The sequence below is a fragment of the Mesorhizobium sp. WSM4849 genome, assembly GCF_055811385.1.
The window spans coordinates 71,974-91,567 of the sequence record NZ_JBVVPW010000009.1 but is presented as its reverse complement, the minus strand read 5'-3'; the positions used below and the strand labels follow the sequence as shown (position 1 = coordinate 91,567).

The 19,594-nt window shown below is 62.7% G+C and carries 15 protein-coding genes; 6 read left to right on the top strand and 9 right to left on the bottom strand.

Going from position 1 to position 19,594, the window contains the following annotated elements; genetic code table 11:
- Window positions 1–9: 9 nt before the first annotated feature.
- The 3 genes from AC0L3L_RS12010 to AC0L3L_RS12000 form a co-directional block, all read right to left on the bottom strand.
- Complete coding sequence (locus AC0L3L_RS12010; RefSeq protein ID WP_473546588.1) at window positions 10–450, bottom strand: hypothetical protein; 441 nt, start codon at window positions 448–450, stop codon at window positions 10–12.
- Complete coding sequence (gene sufB, locus AC0L3L_RS12005) at window positions 447–1,964, bottom strand: Fe-S cluster assembly protein SufB (protein WP_473637703.1); 1,518 nt, start codon at window positions 1,962–1,964, stop codon at window positions 447–449. Before sufB ends, AC0L3L_RS12010 begins: the two co-directional genes overlap by 4 nt.
- A 187-nt stretch (window positions 1,965–2,151) precedes the next feature.
- Entirely contained in the window at window positions 2,152–3,315 is a 1,164-nt protein-coding gene (locus AC0L3L_RS12000) for a cysteine desulfurase family protein (protein ID WP_473637702.1), read from the bottom strand.
- 241 nt (window positions 3,316–3,556) lie between these two features.
- Between AC0L3L_RS12000 and AC0L3L_RS11995 the strand changes: the two genes are divergently transcribed.
- Window positions 3,557–4,231, top strand: coding sequence for an alpha/beta hydrolase (locus AC0L3L_RS11995; RefSeq protein ID WP_027154148.1), 675 nt, complete (start codon window positions 3,557–3,559; stop codon window positions 4,229–4,231).
- Between the two features lie 5 nt (window positions 4,232–4,236).
- Entirely contained in the window at window positions 4,237–4,887 is a 651-nt protein-coding gene (locus tag AC0L3L_RS11990) for an FMN-binding negative transcriptional regulator (RefSeq protein WP_473637701.1), read from the top strand.
- A gap of 113 nt (window positions 4,888–5,000) precedes the next feature.
- Here the strand turns inward: AC0L3L_RS11990 and AC0L3L_RS11985 are convergent, their stop codons facing one another.
- Both AC0L3L_RS11985 and AC0L3L_RS11980 read right to left on the bottom strand, forming a co-directional pair.
- A complete protein-coding gene (locus AC0L3L_RS11985; RefSeq protein WP_029353575.1) occupies window positions 5,001–5,333 on the bottom strand; it encodes a lipid-A-disaccharide synthase N-terminal domain-containing protein in 333 nt (110 codons plus the stop codon).
- Window positions 5,326–6,054 (bottom strand): glycosyltransferase family 2 protein, encoded by a 729-nt coding sequence (locus AC0L3L_RS11980; RefSeq protein WP_473637700.1) that lies wholly within the window; start codon window positions 6,052–6,054, stop codon window positions 5,326–5,328. Before AC0L3L_RS11980 ends, AC0L3L_RS11985 begins: the two co-directional genes overlap by 8 nt.
- Window positions 6,055–6,375: 321 nt before the next feature.
- Between AC0L3L_RS11980 and tyrS the strand changes: the two genes are divergently transcribed.
- Window positions 6,376–7,629, top strand: coding sequence for a tyrosine--tRNA ligase (gene tyrS / locus AC0L3L_RS11975; protein WP_473637699.1), 1,254 nt, complete (start codon window positions 6,376–6,378; stop codon window positions 7,627–7,629).
- Window positions 7,630–8,137: 508 nt separating this feature from the next.
- On the opposite strand, the gene AC0L3L_RS11970 is transcribed toward tyrS, so the two are convergent.
- The 3 genes from AC0L3L_RS11970 to AC0L3L_RS11960 are packed head-to-tail and all read right to left on the bottom strand — an operon-like array spanning window position 8,138 to window position 10,709.
- Window positions 8,138–9,382, bottom strand: coding sequence for a sensor histidine kinase (locus AC0L3L_RS11970; protein ID WP_473529866.1), 1,245 nt, complete (start codon window positions 9,380–9,382; stop codon window positions 8,138–8,140).
- A gap of 3 nt (window positions 9,383–9,385) precedes the next feature.
- Entirely contained in the window at window positions 9,386–10,087 is a 702-nt protein-coding gene (locus AC0L3L_RS11965; RefSeq protein ID WP_473637698.1) for a response regulator, read from the bottom strand.
- Window positions 10,088–10,130: 43 nt separating this feature from the next.
- Window positions 10,131–10,709, bottom strand: coding sequence for a Spy/CpxP family protein refolding chaperone (locus tag AC0L3L_RS11960; RefSeq protein ID WP_473546605.1), 579 nt, complete (start codon window positions 10,707–10,709; stop codon window positions 10,131–10,133).
- Between the two features lie 633 nt (window positions 10,710–11,342).
- Here AC0L3L_RS11960 and AC0L3L_RS11955 point away from each other — a divergent pair.
- Both AC0L3L_RS11955 and AC0L3L_RS11950 read left to right on the top strand, forming a co-directional pair.
- The gene (locus AC0L3L_RS11955; protein WP_473637697.1) at window positions 11,343–13,088 is read left to right on the top strand and encodes an adenylate/guanylate cyclase domain-containing protein; all 1,746 of its coding nucleotides are present in this window, start codon (window positions 11,343–11,345) and stop codon (window positions 13,086–13,088) included.
- Window positions 13,089–13,674: 586 nt separating this feature from the next.
- A complete protein-coding gene (locus AC0L3L_RS11950; RefSeq protein WP_473637696.1) occupies window positions 13,675–15,399 on the top strand; it encodes an adenylate/guanylate cyclase domain-containing protein in 1,725 nt (574 codons plus the stop codon).
- 189 nt (window positions 15,400–15,588) lie between these two features.
- Here AC0L3L_RS11950 and AC0L3L_RS11945 read toward each other — a convergent pair whose 3' ends face one another.
- On the bottom strand, window positions 15,589–18,972 hold the full coding sequence (locus AC0L3L_RS11945) for a hypothetical protein (protein WP_473637695.1): 3,384 nt from the start codon (window positions 18,970–18,972) through the stop codon (window positions 15,589–15,591).
- Window positions 18,973–19,068: 96 nt separating this feature from the next.
- Between AC0L3L_RS11945 and AC0L3L_RS11940 the strand changes: the two genes are divergently transcribed.
- The gene (locus AC0L3L_RS11940; protein ID WP_473637694.1) at window positions 19,069–19,536 is read left to right on the top strand and encodes a peroxiredoxin; all 468 of its coding nucleotides are present in this window, start codon (window positions 19,069–19,071) and stop codon (window positions 19,534–19,536) included.
- Window positions 19,537–19,594 lie beyond the last annotated feature (58 nt).

The window sequence follows — 19,594 nt, the reverse complement described above, 5'->3', positions numbered from 1 at the left end:
CACCAGTTTTTACTTTCTCTCTACCGCCTCATCGGGCCAATCTGGACTGATCTGTGCTCCGGTAGAAATGATGCCCAAGTACCAGCCAACAAGCTTCACCGCACCGGGCAGGTCTTTCTGGAGGATGGCGTCTGTCGCCATGCCGGCATTCTCGGCGAGCAGACGATCATCTACGCCTACAACGTACTCAGTATCCCCGTGCTTGGCTGGGAACACCGTGAGCACAACCTTGTTGTTGAAAGACACGGAAGTGCCAATCGACACTTCCGCAGGGACGACCGCGAAAGCCGCATTGTCCGACAGCGCCGCCGAAAGCGCCAACCGGAATCGATCATTGTTTTCGATCAACCGGTTTCGGACCTCCGAATAGATAGGAGTCTGCTTGAGTGCGAGTTCCTTTCCTTCTGCAAAGGCGGCGTCGAATGACGCTTTCAGTTGAGATCCACTCACCCCACGCTCCCCTCAAGCGAAATGCCGATCAGCTTCTGCGCCTCGACTGCGAATTCCATCGGCAGTTGCTGGATGACGTCCTTGACGAAGCCGTTGACGATCAGCGCGATCGCCTCTTCTTCCGGAATGCCGCGCTGCATGACGTAGAACTTCTGGTCCTCGGAGATTTTCGACGTCGTCGCCTCGTGTTCGAACTGTGCCGTGGCGTTCTTGGCTTCCATGTAGGGCACGGTGTGCGCGCCGCACTGGTCGCCGATCAGCAGCGAGTCACAGTTGGTGAAGTTACGAGCGTTGGTCGCCTTGCGGTGCGCCGAGACCTGGCCGCGATAGGTGTTCTGCGAGTAGCCGGCGGCGATGCCCTTGGAGATGATGCGGCTCGACGTGTTCTTGCCGAGATGGATCATCTTGGTGCCGCTGTCGACCTGCTGGTAGCCGTTCGACACGGCGATCGAATAGAACTCGCCGCTGGAATCGTCGCCGCGCAGGATGCAGCTCGGATATTTCCAGGTAATCGCCGAGCCGGTCTCGACCTGCGTCCACGAAATCTTCGAACGGTGACCACGGCAGTCGCCGCGCTTGGTGACGAAATTGTAGATGCCGCCCTTGCCCTCGGCGTCGCCGGGGTACCAATTCTGTACCGTCGAATATTTGATCTCGGCATCGTCGAGCGCGATCAGTTCGACCACGGCGGCGTGAAGCTGGTTCTCGTCGCGCTGCGGCGCCGTGCAGCCTTCGAGATAGGAGACGTAAGCCCCCTCCTCGGCGATGATCAGCGTGCGCTCGAACTGGCCGGTGTTCTTCTCGTTCATGCGGAAATAGGTCGACAGTTCCATCGGACAGCGCACGCCCTTGGGCACGAAGACGAAGGAACCGTCGGTGAACACCGCGGAATTCAGCGTGGCGTAGAAATTGTCGGAGGTCGGCACGACCGAGCCGAGATATTTCTTCACCAGTTCCGGGTGCTCGCGGATGGCTTCCGAGATCGAGCAGAAGATGACGCCGGCCTGCGCCAGCTCCTTCTTGAAGGTGGTGACGACGGAAACTGAATCGAACACGGCGTCGACGGCGACGCGGCCCGACTTGTAGACATTGTCCCTGGCTTCCTCGAGTTCAGACGCATCGGTCTTCTGCACGCCGGCAAGAATTTCCTGTTCCTTCAGCGGGATGCCGAGCTTTTCATAGACCCTCAACAGTTCGGGATCGACGTCGCTCAGCGATGTCGGTCCCGGCGTGCTCTTGGGCGCCGCGTAATAGTGGAGGTCCTGGAAATCGATCTTCGGATAATGGACGCGCGCCCACTTCGGCTCGTCCAGCGTCACCCAGCGCCGATACGCTTCCAGACGCCATTCCAGCATCCAGGACGGTTCGTCCTTCTTCGCCGAAATAAAGCGGATAATGGCTTCGCTCAGGCCCTTTGGGGCCTTGTCCATCGCGATTTCGGTCTGGAATCCGTATTTGTATTGGTCGACGTCGATCTTTCGGACCCGATCGATCGTGTCCTGCACAGCAGGCATTAGCGTTCTCCATCCACGCCGGGGTCAAGGCCCGGCAGTTTTCAAACTATGGCACCGCGAAACCAGTACTCGTGAGGCACCCAAGGCGGCGTAAGTTCCATATAGTGCGTCCTTGCCGGAAATTCACCCGGCCACCATGAAACGCACGGCTCTACCAGGCCGGAAGGCCTGCATCATTCTGCCGCACTCAGGCAGCTTCTTCCCTGCCCCCGCGGCGTGAGGCGATACCTGCCAGCGCAGTGCGGAACAGTTCGATGTCCTCGGCGCTCGTTGCGTGGCCGATGGACACACGCAAAGCGCCAAGGCTGTCATTGTATCCCATGGCTTTCAGCACATGGCTCGGGCCGACCTTGCCCGACGAACAGGCGGAACCGGCCGACAGAGCCACACCGGCGAGGTCGAAGGCGATCTGCGCCGTCTCGGCCTTGATGCCCGCAATAGCGAAGAATGTCGTATTGGCAAGCCTCGGCGCCCCGGTTCCGAAGATTTCCGCATCCGGCACCAGCGCTTTCACGATGGCCTCGATCTCGTCGCGGCGGCGGCCGACCGCATCGATGCTCTTCAATCCGATCAGGGCCTCCCGCGCCGCCGCGCCAAAACCAGCGATCGCGGCCAGATTTTCGGTGCCGCCACGATGACCTTTTTCCTGGCCGCCGCCGGCGATCAAGGGCCTAGGCATCATCAGGTCCGAGGCGGCGATAATGGCGCCAACGCCCTTGGGACCGCCGATCTTGTGCGAAGACAGAATCAGGTAATCGGCGTAACCCGCTGACATATCGAGCGGAATGCGACCGGCTGCCTGCACGGCGTCGACGACCAGGATGCCGCCCGCCGCCTTGACGATTTCGGCGATGCGATCGACCGGCTGGATGACGCCGGTCTCGTTATTGGCGGCATGGATCGCCACCAGCGGCAGGCCGCCTGCCTTGTCATGACGGCCAAGTGCCGCCGCCAACGTGTCCAGCCTGACTATGCCGTCGGCATCGACGCCGATGCGTGTCACCAGGGCTGCCGGAAATCGCCCGCCGTTCAGGACACAAGGATGATCGGCCTCGCAGACATAGAGCCGGCTCATGCGGACAGTGCCGCGCCCCATCTGCCAATCCGGTGTCAGCAGCGTCGAGGCGGCTTCCGTCGCACCGGAGGTGAAGACGACATGCTCGGCGCCGGCCTTGACCAGCGCCGCCACGTCGCGCCTTGCATGTTCGATCAGCCGCCGTGCGGCGCGGCCCTCGGCATGGACCGACGACGGGTTGGCGGCGGCATCGAGCGCCGCAATCATTGCCGTGCGCGACCCGGCAAGCAGCGGCGCGCTGGCATTGTAGTCGAGATAGGCGCGTGGTCCGGCCATTTTCGTTTCAATCGGTCCCTTCAAGAGCCATTCCGCGAGGTTTGCGCGTTATTTCCTTGAAATTGCAAGGCAAGACGTCCTATTTACGCGGCGTGCGGCGTGGGTAGCCGAGCCATTGCGTTTTGGCCACCCAGTTTTGAACAATTCTAAACTAGCTTCTAGAAAGACGCTCGCCCTGCGTCAAGGCCAGAGGAAGAGTTGTTCCGGGCGCCGCGCATTCTTATGCCATGTGGAGTATTTTATGCCTGAGGTCATTTTCACCGGTCCGGCCGGCCGCCTGGAGGGTCGCTACCAGCCTTCCAAGGAAAAGAGCGCGCCGATTGCCATCATCCTGCACCCGCACCCCCAGTTCGGCGGCACGATGAACAACAAGATCGTCTACGACCTCTTCTACATGTTCCAGAAGCGGGATTTCACCACGCTTCGCTTCAATTTCCGCGGCATCGGCCGCAGCCAGGGCGAATTCGACCACGGCACCGGCGAATTGTCGGATGCGGCCGCGGCACTTGACTGGGTGCAATCGCTGCATCCGGATTCCAAGAGCTGCTGGGTCGCCGGCTATTCGTTCGGCTCGTGGATCGGCATGCAGCTTCTGATGCGCCGGCCGGAGATCGAAGGCTTCATCTCGATCGCGCCGCAGCCCAACACCTATGATTTCTCGTTCCTGGCGCCCTGCCCGTCGTCAGGCCTCATCATCCATGGCGACGCCGACAAGGTCGCGCCGCCAAAGGACGTGCAGGGGTTGGTCGACAAGCTGCACACGCAAAAGGGCATCACCATCACCCAGAAGACCTTGCCCGGCGCCAACCATTTCTTCTCCAACGATGCGGACCTCCTGCTCCAGGAATGCGCGGACTATCTCGATCGCCGGCTGGCCGGTGAATTGTCCGACCCGCGGCCGAAACGGTTGCGATAGCAGCGATGTACCAGCCCCCGCATTTCCAGGAAACGCGACAGGACGTCCTGCACGAGCTGATCCGGGCGCATCCGCTTGGGCTGCTGATTTCAAATGGGGCCGAGGGGCCGGTCGCGAACGCGATCCCGTTTCTGCTCGACGCCGAAGTGCCACCAAACGGCAGGCTGCGCGCCCACCTGGCGAGAGCCAATCCGCAATGGCGCCTGCTGGCCGACAGCAAGGCATCGCCCGTGCTGGTCGTCTTCCAGGGCACCGACGCCTATGTGACGCCGTCCTGGTACGAAACCAAGCGCGAAACCGGGAAGGTCGTGCCGACCTGGAACTACGCCATTGTCCAGGTGCGCGGTGCCGTCAGGGTGATCGAGGACCAGGATTGGCTGGCCCAGCAGATTTCCGATCTGACGATATCACAGGAAGCCGCTCGCGAAGCACCCTGGGCGGTGGCCGACGCACCAGCCAGCTTCATCCAGTCGCAGATCAAGGGCATTGTCGGGCTGGAAATCGAGATCACGGACTTGCAAGGCAAGTGGAAGGTCAGCCAGAACCGGCCCATCGCCGACCGTAGCGGTGTCGCCGAGGGGCTGGAGAGCGAGGATCCGAACTCGCCCGACATGGTCCGGCTTGTACGATCCTACGGCGGACTGGACGACAGATAGGACCGACCTTGTGCAAGGTCGCAGCCCGGAGACTCCCAGGGATTGCTGCGGCCAGGAAGGCATCGGTGTCGACCTTGCCGGCTTGCGCCACGTCGCTCTGAGAGGCAGGTCGCTCAATCGACCTTCGTCATCGCCGCCTTGCGCTCGTTGGCGATCAGCCACAGGTTGCGGATGTAGATGAACAGGCCGAGGGCCTGGCCGGCGATGAACACCGGATCCTGCCGCTGGATGGCGTAGATCAGCAGCAGGCTGCCGCCGAACAGCGAAAAGAACCAGAAAGCGATCGGCACAACGCTGCGCTTGGCTTTTTCCGATGCGACCCACTGCACCACGAAGCGCATGCTGAAGAAGAACTGGGCGACAAAACCGAGCAGAATCCACGTATCGAACTGCTTGACGAAGACGTCGTGAAGCCAGGTCGCCAGCTCCTGAAGCACGTTAGCCATGCCGGATTTCCTCTGTTTTTGGCATCCTGCGGCGCCGGCGGCGCAGCCACCAGACACCGGCGAGATCAAGCACCCCCTGCAGGCCGCGATCGAAAATTCCGTAATTCGACTTGCCGTGGCGGCGAGAGCGGTCGACGACGTCGCAATGCACGACGCGATACCCCTCCTGGATGACGAGCGCCGGAACAAAGCGGTGCGTGCCGTCGAAGAACGGCAATTTCCTGAGGATGTCTGTATGGATCGCCTTCAGGCCGCAGCCCGTGTCGCGGGTCTCGTCATGCAGGACGGCCTTTCTCAGCCAGTTGGCAAAACGCGACGCCAGTTGCTTGATCTTGCTGTCGCGACGCTTCAGGCGCTGCCCTTGCGCAACACCGAAACCGGGACCGGCCTGCCGCAGGGCATCGACCAGCACCGGAATATATTTGGGATCGTTCTGGCCGTCGCCGTCGATCGTGGCGACGATATCGCCGCGGGCCGCCCATGCGCCCGAACGCACAGAGAGAGACTGGCCGGCGGATTTCTCATGCCGGAGGTGGCGAAGCGGAAACGGGCGAAGCACTGCCTGGGCGGCAAGCACCGAGGTGGTCTCATCGGTCGAACCGTCATTGACGACGATCACCTCGAAGTCGCGCCCGGCCATCGCCGCCCCGATCTCATCGAGTAGAAGCGGCAGGTTCGCCGCCTCGTTCCGGCAAGGAATGACGATGGATATCTCCGGCATTTCGCGTCGGGCTCTGTCACAGGATCTGGCATTCGATTCGATGCCGGGGCGGTGCCGTTCCAGCGGGTCAGGTGCGGCAAGAACCCGCTGGCGCGGCGCCTCATTACGCCAGCCCAAACGATGAAGCAAGGATGCAGCCGGAAGGCGAGCTTGCGCCGTTTCACGACCCCGTGATTGCGTTCGCACCGAACCGGTCATGTAAAACGCGACCGCACGCAAAACCGGATTCCCCTTTTGCTGACCGCGCTTGGATGTTAAACGCCCGCGTTCACGCATACCACGCCCGATCCGCTTCGGTTGGGCGCTTTCGGGAAAGAAAAAATGTCCGCCTTCAAATCCGATTTCCTGCGCATTATGAGCGAGCGCGGTTTCATCCACCAGATTTCGGATGATGCCGGCCTCGACCAGCTTTTCGCCAAGGAAACGGTGACCGCCTATGTCGGCTACGACGCCACGGCGACCAGCCTGCATGTCGGCAATCTGATTTCCGCGACCATGCTCTACTGGCTGCAGGAGACCGGCCACCGGCCGATCGCGCTGATGGGCGGCGGCACCTCGATGATCGGCGACCCGTCCTTCCGCGACGACCAGCGCAAGCTTTTGACGCCTGAGGCCATCGCCACCAACATCGAAGGCATCAAACGCATCTTTGGCCGCATCCTGCGTTTCGGCGACGGTCCGAACGACGCGATCATGATCAACAATGCCGACTGGCTGATGAAGCTCAACTATGTCGAGTTCCTGCGCGATGTCGGCCGGCATTTTTCGGTCAACCGCATGCTGACCTTCGACAGCGTCAAGCTGAGGCTCGAGCGCGAACAATCGCTGTCGTTCCTCGAATTCAACTACATGATCCTGCAGGGCTATGATTTCGTCGAGCTCAGCCGGCGATATGGCTGCCGCCTGCAGATGGGCGGATCGGACCAGTGGGGCAACATCATCAACGGCGTCGATCTCGGACACCGCATGGGTACGCCGCAGCTTTATGCCCTGACCACACCGCTGCTGACGACGTCGTCAGGCGCAAAGATGGGCAAATCGGCGAAGGGCGCGGTCTGGCTGAACGGCGATCTCTACTCGCCCTATGATTTCTGGCAGTACTGGCGCAACACCGAGGACGCCGACGTCACGCGCTTCCTCAAGATTTTCACCCGCCTGCCGCTCACCGAGATCGCCCGGCTCGCCGCGCTTGGCGGCTCCGAGATCAACGAGGCCAAGAAGGTCCTGGCCACGGAAACGACGGCCATCGTGCACGGCCGCGCGGCAGCCGAGCAAGCCGAGGAAACCGCGCGCAAGACGTTCGAAGAAGGCGCGCTGGCCGAAACGCTGCCGACCGTCGAGGTCGGCAAGGCCGATCTGGAAAGCGGCGTCGGCATATTGTCGCTGTTCGTTACCGCCGGGCTGGCGGCGTCCAACGGCGAGGCGCGGCGACACATCCAGGGCGGCGCGGTGCGGCTGAACGACCAGTCCGTTTCCGATGATCGCCGGTTGGTGACACTTCAGGATCTCGGCCCGGAACAAGTCGTAAAACTGTCGCTCGGCAAGAAAAAACACGTTCTGGTGCGGCCGGTCTGACCAGCGCCTGATCGATCTCGATGGAGTCGGGATGGGGCTTCATTAGCCCTTTTCCGAAACCGGTTTCACTTCTTGCTGCGCTGACCTTCGGTTCGGGATCACGGCCTAGGCAAGAGCACCGTCAAACCCTGACCCTCCAAGACATTCAGTTGGCGCACGAACGGCCGCCATCGAGTGGAAAGCCGCCTTTGAGCCTGTGATGATGGTCAGGTGTCGTGGAAGGGGGGCAAGAGCCGACGTGATAGGCCATAGGCCCCAACTTTTTACGCGGTGGAAACTTGCATGTTCGCGAGCAAGTGCGCGGACGCATACGCTTCGCGTATATTGTGTAGGCGAAGGACCCGGCGCTCTAGCGACCGCATAAGGAGGGCCTCGCGAGTTACCGCTCAGATGCGCGAAACCCTGGCTCTTCCGTCGATGATCTCGCCGTCGGGAATTCGTGCGTTAATCATACCTTCCTTCCGCCCCGCCAAGGGGGCTGCTTTCACAAGGGTATGCGCCCGCCGTATTAAGATATTGCCGGAAACGTGACGACGAAGCAGGCGCCGCCGCCGGACGGCGATTTGTGGTGCACAGTTGCGCCGTGGTGCAAGGCGATTTGGCGCACCAGCGACAGTCCGAGGCCCCAGCCGCCGGCCATCTCGCTGCGGCCCTGTGGTCGGAAGAACGGCTCGAAGACGCGCTCGCTGGTACCTTCCGGCAGGCCCGGTCCGTGATCGCGCACCTTGAGCACCACAGAGCCGCCTTCGGTTCCCACATGCGCGCTGACCGGCGGGCTGCCATGTCTCTGCGCGTTCTGCATGAGATTGCGAACCAGCCGCGTGAGCAGTGTCGGGTCGCCCGACACGATGCCGGGTTCGCCTGACACGTCGACGCCGGAGCGCGCGCCTTCCTCGGCCGTAAGCGCCAGCAGATCCACCGGCTCCACCCGTTCCAGCTTCTCGATATGGTCGAGCCTGCTGGCAAGCAGGATTTCCTCCACCAGCGCATCGAGTTCGGCGAGGTCACGCACGATCTCGTCGCGCATCGGGCCGCTCTGTCCGTCGGCGTTGAGGTCGATCGCCATGCGCAGGCGCGCAAGCGGCGAGCGCAACTCGTGACTGGCATTGGCAAGGAGCGAGCGGTGCGCGACAAGCAGCCGCTCGATCTGCTCGGCGGCGCGGTTGAAGCTCGCCGCCACCGCCGCAACCTCATCGTTGCCCCTCACTGCGACGCGCGTGTCAAGGGCGCCTTTGCCCCAGCGATCCACGCCCTGGCGCAATGCTTCAAGGCGGCGTGTAAGATGACGCACGACCGGAAAGGCGGCAAGCCCTATCACCGCGGCGATCAGCGCGAGAAAGGCAAGTGGGCTGCGGCCGGCCGGGCCGAACGGCACTCTCAGCCGCGCCGCGATCACCCTTCCGTCCGGCTGCCGGCTGATCAGCAGGTGATGCCCGCCGGGACGCATCTTGCGCCGCGATCCGATCTCTTGCGGGGGGATCGGCCGACCGGCCGCTGCAAGCAGCCGACCCTGCGGTCCGTAGACGGAGATGTCGGCATCGAAGGCCGCCGAAAGCCGCTCGACCGTCGCCTGCAGCAAGGCGGGGTCGGAGTCTGCCGGCAGCATCGCCTCGATGAAGGCGTCGCGCCGGCCACTCCAGCCGGCATGTTCGCGTTCCTGGCCCATGCGTACGAAGATCGCGCTGGCGATCGCCACTACGGCGAGGCTGACGAGCACGGTGAGATAGATCTTGACGAAAAGGCTGCTGCGCATGGCTTATCTGTCACCGTCCTGGAAACGGGCAAAGACATAGCCCGCGCCGCGTACCGTAAGGATGCGGCGAGGATGTCTCGGATCGATCTCGATCGCGGCGCGGATGCGCGAAACATGCACGTCGATCGACCGGTCGAACGCTTCCAGTTCTTCGCCCTTGACCATGTCCATGAGCTGCTCGCGCGACAGCGTGCGCCCGGCATTTTCGGCGAGCGCCACCAGCAGGTCGAACTGGTAGCTGGTCATCGGGCAGTCGCGCCCGTCGACGCGGGCCGAGCGCGAGGAAGGGTCGATCTCCAGCCGTCCGAAGCGGAGGATGCGCGGGGAGGCGTTCGCGCCGGCGTTGCGGCGGCGCAGGATTGCCTTCAGCCGCGCCAGCAACTCGCGCGGATTGAACGGCTTCGGCAGATAATCGTCGGCGCCTATTTCCAACCCCACGATGCGGTCGGTCTCGTCGCCTCGCGCCGTCAGCATCAGAACCGGCACATCGAAGTTCGCGCGGATGCGCTTGAGCGCCTCGAAGCCGTCCATGTCAGGCAGCATGACGTCGAGTATCACGGCATCGGGCGACAGCCGCGCGATCTCGGCAATGCCTGCGCCGGCCGTCTCCGCCGCTCGCACACGAAAGCCGTTGTCCGTCAGATATTCCGCGAGCATGGCGGACAGGCGCCTGTCGTCGTCGACGATGAGAACCTGGTCCGCCATGCTCGTTTGTTTGCTCCGATTCGAAACTGTGCCGGTACAGAGCTTACCAGCGGCGGTGCCAGCCGCGATCCTCGAAATGTTCGACCAGCTCCGCCCGTTGCTCGGCCGTCAGCACCTCGGCGGCGTCGAGCAGCGCCGTCGTCAGCTTGCGCGAGGCCTCATCGACCGCCGCGATGCGCTCGGCTCGCAGCTTCTCCGCTGCCTCGCGGTCGATGGTTGCGGCGCCGAGCAGCTTGGCGACATCGTCTCGCGTGTCGCGGAAGCCTCGCATGATCGGGCGGACATCGTCGTGGAGCTTGTCCATGATCGCCTCCAGCTTGTCTTCCTGCTCGGGTGTGGCGTCGACCTCATCGAGCATGCGCTCAAAGTGATGGCCGCCGAAACCCGGGCCGCCAAACCCCATGCCGTGGCGGAAATTGGCCTGCATGTGCATGCCGGGACCGCCGTCGCTCTCGCCCATGCCGAAGCGCTGCATGCGCCCGTAATCCTGGCTGAGCGCGCCGGCGACGCCGACGCCGGCAAGCGCCGCTATCGCAATGCCGCCTATGGCGATGCGCTTGCCCCAGCTCTTCTTCTGCGGGGTGCCGGAGAGGCCGGCCGGTTCCTGATGGTTCGTTTCCATGATGCTGGTCCTTTCGCTAATGCGGCATCTCTGCCGCGACTGGGCCAGACTAGGAGCGCAATGTTTCGGCCGTTGCGGGCGAATGTAAAGTTGTGTGAAGCCGGCAAGGCGCTATTGCGGCGGGGCAGCGGGAGTGCTCCACCCTACCTGAAACTCCGCGTCTTGAGCTTGATCTGATCGATGTGGCCGTAAGGGTCAATCTTTACGGTTTGCTGAAGGATGCGCCACTTGCCGACCTCAGCACCTCTAAGCGCGAACGTCTGGTGTGATGCCCGATGCGGGCGCTCGTAATGCATCTCGCTGTTACATCGCGGTGACAAAAGCACCGACACGATGGCGTCAACCGGTTACACAGGGCAGGAAATATCTCCGGCCTTCTGGGAGTGGCGTGTCAGCGTCCCCAGAGGCTGCGTGGGCGTGTCGTCGGTTGGCTGTTAGCGCGGCGACTGGAAAGCTCCACGCCTCGCAAGCGGGATAGCGAAGTCTCGTGAAGGCAAGGTCAAGCTGCGTTCTCCGTTCTGTATTCACGGGCGGCGACTGGGAGAGATGGATACCATGCACGTAGGGCGTCCGGAAGTTGGCAGGACATGGACGCGGGGCGGCCCGCGTGCAGGCGCCTGGCTGAGCGGTGCAATGACCACGCAGCGCCGCCTCGCAGCGATCCTGGCTTGCGACGTGGTCGGCTATTCGCGCCTGACGGAGCGCGACGAGCGCGGCACGCTCGAGCGGCTGAAGATCTACCGCAAGGACCTCCTCGAACCGCTGGTCTCCGAGCACCAGGGTCGGATCGTCAAGCTCACCGGCGACGGCATGCTGTGCGAGTTCGCGAGCGTCGTTAACGCGGTGACCTCGGCGATGGCGATCCAGCAGGCCCTGGCAGAACACGAGGCGGAGACGCCTGAGGAAGAGCGGATTCGCTTCCGCATCGGCGTCAATCTCGGCGACGTGGTCTGCGAGGAGGACGGCGACCTCTACGGCGACGGGGTCAACATCGCCGCCCGCCTCGAAAGCATCGCCGATCCCGGCACCGTGGTCGTCTCGGGCACCGCCTACGACCACCTTCAGGGCAAGCTCGACTGCGGCTTCACGCCGCTCGGCGCCCTGCGCCTCAAGAACATCGAGCGGCCTGTGCGCGCCTACCGCGTCGAGACCGACGCCAGCGCCTCGGTGGCTGCACTGCCTCCCCTGCCCGAGAAACCCTCGATCGCGGTTCTGCCTTTCACCAACATGAGCGGCGATCCCGACCAGGAATACTTCGCCGACGGGCTGGTGGAGGACATCATCACGGGATTGAGCCGGGTGAACTCCTTCTTCGTGATCGCCCGCAACTCGTCCTTCACCTATAAGGGCCGGGCGGTGGACCTGCGCCAGGTCGGGCGCGAACTGGGCGTCCGCTACGTGCTCGAAGGCAGCATCCGCAGAGCAGGATCGCGGGTGCGCATCAGTGGGCAGTTGGTGGACGCGATCAGCGGACACCATGTCTGGGCCGACCGCTTCGAGGGCGACGTGAGCGACATCTTCGACCTGCAGGACAAGGTGACCGAGAGCGTCGTCGGCGCCGTCGAGCCGAGCATCCGGCTGGAGGAGATCAAGCAGGCGCGCATGAAGCCGACCGACTACATCAGCGCCTACGACCTCTACCTTCGCGCGCTGCCGCGCTTCTACAGCATGACGCGCGAAGGCTTTGCCGACGTGCGCCGGCTCACCAACGAGGCGCTCAGCATCGACCCTAGCTTCAACTTGGCGAAGGCACTCGGCGCCTATATCCGCAGCCTATCCGTGAGCCAGTGCTGGCACGAGCCCGACGATACCCGAGTCGCCGCGCGCATGGCGCGCGAGGTACTGGCGGAAGCGCGCGACGACCCCACCAGCCTACGCTTCGCCGCGCAGGTGATCGCCTACAGCGCGAAGGACTACGAGATGGCGCTGGGCACGATCGAACGATCCCTGCTGCTCAACCCCAATTCGGCGCAGGGCCATACGGGCAGCGGCTGGGTGAACGCACATTCCAGCCGCCCGCTCGTCGCGATCGAGCACTTTCACAGGGCGATGCGGCTGAGCCCGGTCGACCCCGAGAAGGGCATCGCGCTCTCCGGCATCGGGATGAGCTACCTGATGCTCGAGCGCTACGAAGAAGCGCTGGCATGGGGAGAACGCGCGCTGCACGAGATGCCGAACTACGGCTCCTCGCACCGGGTGGTGATCATGGCGCTGGTCAAACTCAACCGGCTGGACGAGGCGCAGGCGGCGGCGCGGCGGCTGATGGAGGCGTTCCCGACCTACACGCTCACCCTGCAGAGACAGATCAACCCGTGGCGGGACAAGGTGTTCGCCGAGAAGTACGTCGAGGCGCTGGGCATCTCCGGCGTGCCGGAGTGATCGTCGCGGTTGCAAAGATGCCCTCTCCTGCGCGTCACGTCCGGCCAGGCGACGTCCGTTGATCCCGCGTCGCTTCTGGAAGGATAGTTCTCTGGCCGGCTTGTCCGAGGACCGAGCGCGTAGAGCAGCCGTGAACAGCCGGCGAGCTCTGTTAGGTTCGCGTCGAACTCCGGTTTCCACCCTGACGAGACCTACCGACGGTCCAGACAAATGTCGCCGTTGGGTCAAACCACGTCGGCAAGCGTGACCCGTTTGGAATGTCGGCTTTCAGAAGCAGCGAAAGTACCCCCAACGACCGAGATTGGGGCACGAAGCGGACGGATAGCCTTTGCACGTAAAATGCAATCGCACGGTTCGAGGGGTACCCACGAGCCAAGGAAAATTGAAGCCCAAATCAACGCGCCTAACTAGTCGCGCTCGGAAGCCGCATTGACGCGATCGAGTTCGCAGCCACCTGGCGGAAGGCGGAAGGTTCTGATCCGCCCTTTCTTGTTGCTGCGGTAGGAAGACTTCTTGTTTCAGCCATAAGCCCAAATTGCTGGATTTGGCAGCCCAGGAAGGATAGGCTTGGTTTTTGGTTCAAGCGATGGAACAGAGACTAGCCGCAATTCTGGCTGCCGATATGGCGGGCTACAGTCGGCTAATGGAGGCCGACGAATCCGGCACGCTCGCACGCCTTCGGACCCATCGCATAGAACTGGTCGATCCCGCCATCGCGAAGAACAAGGGCCGGATCATCAAGACCACCGGAGACGGCATGCTCGTTGAGTTCCAGAGCGTGACCGATGCCGTGAAATGCGCCGTGGAAATCCAACAGCGCATGAAACGGCGCAATTCGGATGTGCCGCAAGAACGGCGTATCGAATTCAGGATCGGCATAAATCTCGGCGACATCATTTTCGACGATGAGGACATTTTCGGCGACGGCGTCAATATTGCCTCGCGCATCGAGCAACTCGCCGACGTCGGCGGTATCTGCGTGACCGCAGCGGTGGCGACCCAAATTGCCGACCGTCTCGAAATTGCCATGGAGGACCTGGGCGAGAAGACGTTAAAGAACATCAGCCGCCCGGTTCGCCTCTATCGCATTGGGTTCGACAGTCCTGTCCTGCCAGAAGTCGAGGCAAAGCGATCCATCTCGAAACCTTCGATAGTGGTGCTGCCATTCAACAACATGAGCGGCGACCCCGAGCAGGAATTTTTCGCGGACGGACTGACCGAGGACATCATCACCGAACTGTCCCGCCACCATGAGCTGTTCGTCATCTCGCGCAATTCCAGCTTCGTCTACAAGAACCGCGCCGTGAATGTGCGCGAGGTGGCCGAGAAACTCGACGTCCAATACCTGGTGGAGGGAAGCGTCCGCAAGATCGGCGACAGGGTGCGCGTGACGGTTCAGCTCATCGACACGGCGAATGACGCTCATATTTGGGCAGACAAATATGACCGGAAGCTGGACGACATATTCGCGATTCAGGATGAGGTGACCGCGGCGATCGCAGCCACGCTGCCCGGTCGTGTCGAGGCGGCTCAGCGGGACCAGCTCGCGCGGGCGAAACCTGCAAACATGGCCGCGTATGAATGTGTGCTTGCTGCCAAAGTGCTGCATCACCGAAGCACGATTGCGGATAATGAACGCGCGCAAACCTTGATAGGCAGGGCCGTCGCGCTCGACCCCGATTATGCCCATGCCCATGCCTGGCGGGCCTGCATTCTTGGCCAGGCCTGGGTCCATAACTGGTGCCAAGACAGGGATGCCGTCTGGAACGACATCATGGCAGCGCTGGACAGGGCGCTGGCGCTGGACGACAACGATGCCGATGTCCACCGCATCCTCGCCGCAGTGAACGTGAACAACAATGAGCTGACCACAGCGCGCTACCATCAAGAGCGCGCCCTCGCCCTCAATCCCAATTACGACCTCGTGGTGGTGCAGCAAGGCGAGTTATTGACGTGGCTGGGGAGGCCGGAAGAGGGAATTGAATGGATCCGCAAGGCAATGCAGTTGAACCCGCACCACCCGGAGAGGTTCTGGAGCCATCTGGGAAAGGCGCATTTCGCCGCGCGCCAGTATGGCGAGGCGATCGAAGCTTTCATGCATCTGTCAACCATGGACTCGGTTCAGCACGCTTTCGCCGCTGCCTGCTACGGCTGGCTCGGCGACGAAATCGCGGCCGCGGCGCATCTAGGCAAGATCAGAACGCTCGATCCCCAATTCGACCTCGATTCATTTATCGCCACCCTGCACTATGCCCAGGAGTCTGATGTGCAGCACGTCCGCGAAGGACTGCTGAAAGCCGGTATTGCCTAGCCAGCCCGTAACTACGAACCAGATCCAATCTGGGACAGGCAAAAAAGACCGGCCCCCCACCCAAGGACGAAGCCGCTCACGCGGCACTGGCGCGCGAGCGGCTTCGTCCAGGGGTCATGGGCGTGAATTCAGCCGGGGCGATCCACTGAGGGCCAAGACTCGGTCGCTCGAAGTGATTGGGTTTTGACCTTACCGGTACTCGAAGATCGACCTGAAAATTCCCGGCGCGATCACCGACAGCGGATTGACGTCCAGTTTCGGCTTGTTGGCATCGCCCCTGAGCCGGTAGGTCACGCCGATCAGCCCGCGATCGCGGCCATTGCCGAGCAGCGCACCGAACAGCGGCAGTTCGCCAAAAATGCGGTTGATGCCGTAGACCGGCATGAAGGTGCCGGTCATGTCCATGTTGTTGTTCTGGTCGTAGAGCGTGCCCTGGAAGGTGGTGCCGATCCGCGGGCCGCGCAGCACGCCATTGGCCAGCTTCAGATAGCCGGCGCCCTTTTCGATCTCGGAAAAGCCGCGCTCGAACTTCACTCTCGACGTGTCGATATTGGCTTTGACGGCTTCGTTGAGGCTGCGGCTGTCACCGGCCGGCGTCGTCGATACGAGCGAGGCGAGTTTCGGCTCGTTGACCACGAAGAAATCATGCGAGTCGACCTGGCCCTTCATCGGCCCATCGCTCGCCCCGGCGAGCGCCAGCGTGATCGAACCGCCCTCCATATGCTCGTAGATGTTGAGGAACCGGAGTATGGCGCCGGCATCGGCCGACGTTACATTGAGGGCACGCCTGCCAGCGCCGGTCGTATTGCTGATGCTTATGGCAGCACCCGAACTTGCCGTGGCGCTCACCTTGAGGCCGTTCACCCTGGAGCCGGCGGCGCTGTAGTCGAGCTTCAGGTTCGACAGTGTCTCGTTGTGGAAGCCGGTCAGGGAATTGACATCGGCGCTCACCGAAATCGCGTCGGAACCCGTGGCCTTGGTGGCGGTGTCGACATCGGACGTGAATTGCTTGATCAGCGAGCGCGCGTCCAGCGCGCTGCCGCTGATGTCGATCGCGTAGCCCTTGCCCGATCGTTTCACCGACACGGCAACGTCGTCTCCCCGGTTCAACTTGACGTTGCTGAACCGCGCCGAGGACAGGGCGCCGTTGACCAGCACCACGCCGCCGTCGATCGAAAAAGTCTTTCCATTCAGGTCGAAGTCGGACAGCGTCGTGGTGTCGCCTGACTTGGCCATGGCGAAGGTGACATCGGCTGGAATGCCGGGTCCCTTGCTCCAGCCTGCCCAGGGAATGTCCAGCCTGGCATTGGTCAGGTCCGCCGAAACAGTCTCGTTGCCCGTGCCGCTCTTGTCGATCTCAACCTTGACGGTTCCCGAAAGCAGCTCCGACAGGCCAGGCATGGCGGCGGCACGCACCTTGTCGTCGAGCACCAGCGCCACTTTCCGGCTGCGTGGCGGCCCGCCATCCCTGAGCGGTTCGATCAGGTCGAGTTCGGCTGGAATGCCGTTGAGCAGCGCCTTGGCGGAGATCACGGCCTTCTTGGGTTCGACCGTGATCGAACCATCGGCGTCCGTCACCGTCTGGCCTTCGAACGGCTTGCCCAGCGACAGATCTTTGTAATCGAGCGCCACCAGCCAATCGAGTTTCGACCTGTCGACGCCGGACTGTAGCGGAATGTCCGCCTTGACGTGGCCGGTCACCGTGCCCGACAGATCTTCCGGCAGCAGGCCGACATGGCGCATGGCATTGATCGGATCATAGGAGGCGAGTTCGGCGATTGCGGACGCTTCCCCGGCGACGTCGATATCGAGCGCGCCGATCACCGGCGGGCGGTTCGCCGCCTTGATCGTCATCGTGCCGTTGCTTGCCGCCACCGTGCGGCCGCTGCCCATGTAGACGTTGCCCGAGGACAAGGCGATGTCGACGTCGTTGCCGCGGAATTCGGCGACGCCCACGGCATCGCGTATCGGCGGAATGTGGCCGGCCGTATCGAAACGCGATCCCTCGATCTGGAAACGGCCGAACACTTCATCTGATGAAAGCGGGATCCCGTTGCCGAGACGCCCTGGCACAACCTGGAATTGCAGGCTCGCATCGACGACGCGGCCGCCGAACAGGTTCTTCAGCACCCAAAGGCGAACCTTTCGCGCGGAAAACCAGGGCCACAACTGCTTGACATGCGAGACCGGCATGTCGTGGACGTTGAAGGCAACAGATATGCCCGGCACCTTTCCCCTAGCGAACTCAACCGAAGCCGTGCCCAATGCCTCGCTGGCGGCTCCGGACCTGATCCCGATCTGCTCGGCCACGAGCTTGTGGCTCCTGGTCTGGTAGACGCCGGCGACGCGGGCGATGAAATTGAGCGCAGGTTCGGACGATTCCGAAGGCGCCAGCGTCGACCCGTCGCTGGTCAGGTCGTAGCGATAGGATGGCTCCTCGCCCGCTGTCCCGGTCGCAGGCTTCGGCCCGATCGAACCAGCGAAATTGAAGATCGAGCGATCGGTTTTCAACAGCAGCTTGTCGACCTGGATCTTGTTCGACCCGGCGACAAGTGTCGCATCCAGATCGGCGTCTGCTGTAAGCGAGCCACGCGAGCCAAAATCGAGCACGGAACCGGCGAACGACAACGAGGCCGTCAGCCGCGACGCGTTCTCGCCGGATCCTTCCGACCCCGCCAGCTTCAAGGCAATCGCACCCAGCGTCCCGCCCGGCGCGGCCGCAGCCTTGTCGGCCTGCGCTATCTCGACGCTGGCATCCAACGCCGTCACGCGCTGTGTCGTCGTATCCCGGGTGGCTGAGGCAGCGATGGTGAGCGCCCTGCCGTCGATATCCGCGTCGGATGAAAACTCCATGCCGCCCGGCCCCGACTGCGCAACGGCGGCATCTGTGATCCTGACCAGTTTGACCGACCCCGCCTCGGGCAGAACGAGGTCGACATTGTGGAGGTCGATCTGGCGCATCGAATCCTCGCGCACCGCATCGAGCGCGTGGTTGATGTTGGCAAAGACCGCATCGGACAGTCTTTCCGGATCGACGAGGCCATCTTCATTGCGCAGCGCCGCCGTCCAGTCGCCGCCCGACGGCAGCGCCGCCATCACGATGCGTGCATCGGAAATCCTGGCGCTGGTGAGCCGCACCTCGCCCGAAAGCAGCGGTATCAGCCTTATGCCGAAGCGGACACGCCCGGCGTCGGCCATTGGCTTGCCGTCGGCGGCTTTGAGGCTGACGTCGCTGACCTGCAGCGCGATGAAGCTCGACCCGTCGAGCGTCAGACGGGCCGGCCCAACCGCAACATCGACGTCGACGCCGGCCAATTTCTCGATGGCCGCTTCCGCTTCGGCCCGCAGCCGCTCGGCGCCGAAACCGGACGTGCCGATCGCATACACAGCGACAGCGGCCAGCAGCACAAGGGCTATAAGGCCGGCAAGCAGCCGCGCAAGAATACGAACGCCGCGGCCGATCGACGCCTGGCCGAGCGGCGGTACGCGGCACGCGGACGGGAAGGCACCCAGGTCGGTGATCTCATCACGCCTGAATCTGATCTTCTCGTGCTGCGGCTGCTCCTGATCCACGCAATTTTCCGTTGAACGAACTCGACCAGTGGACGAATCCCGGTGCGACAATATATCGATGCGGCTTGGCGCGTAACCACAAACAAGGGCATCGATATGGCTGATCTCGACGTCGGCGATCTGGCGCCGCAATTCGATCTTCCCCGCGACGGCGGCGGCTCGCTCAGCCTCGCGTCATTGCTGGGAAAGCCGGTCGTGCTTTACATCTATCCGCAGGACGACACCACCGGCTGTACCAATGAGGCGATCGGCTTTTCGCAGTTGAAGCCGGAGTTCGAAAAGCTCGGCGCCGCCGTCATCGGCCTGTCGCCGGACAGCGTCCGAAAACACGACAAATTCAAATCAAAATACGATCTGACCATCGACCTTGTCGCCGACGAGGAGCGCAAAGTGATCGAAGCCTATCACCTGTGGGTCGAGAAGAAGCTTTATGGCCGCCGCTATGTGGGTGTCGAGCGTGCAACGTTCCTGATTGGCAGCGACGGGCGGATCGCCCGGATCTGGCGAAACGTTCGCGTCAAAGGCCATGCCGAGGCGGTGCTGGAGGCGGTGCGCGCGCTTTGACGTAAACACCGGCTGTGGTCTGAAGACGAATGTGAGGCATTAGGCGCCGGAGCCTGCA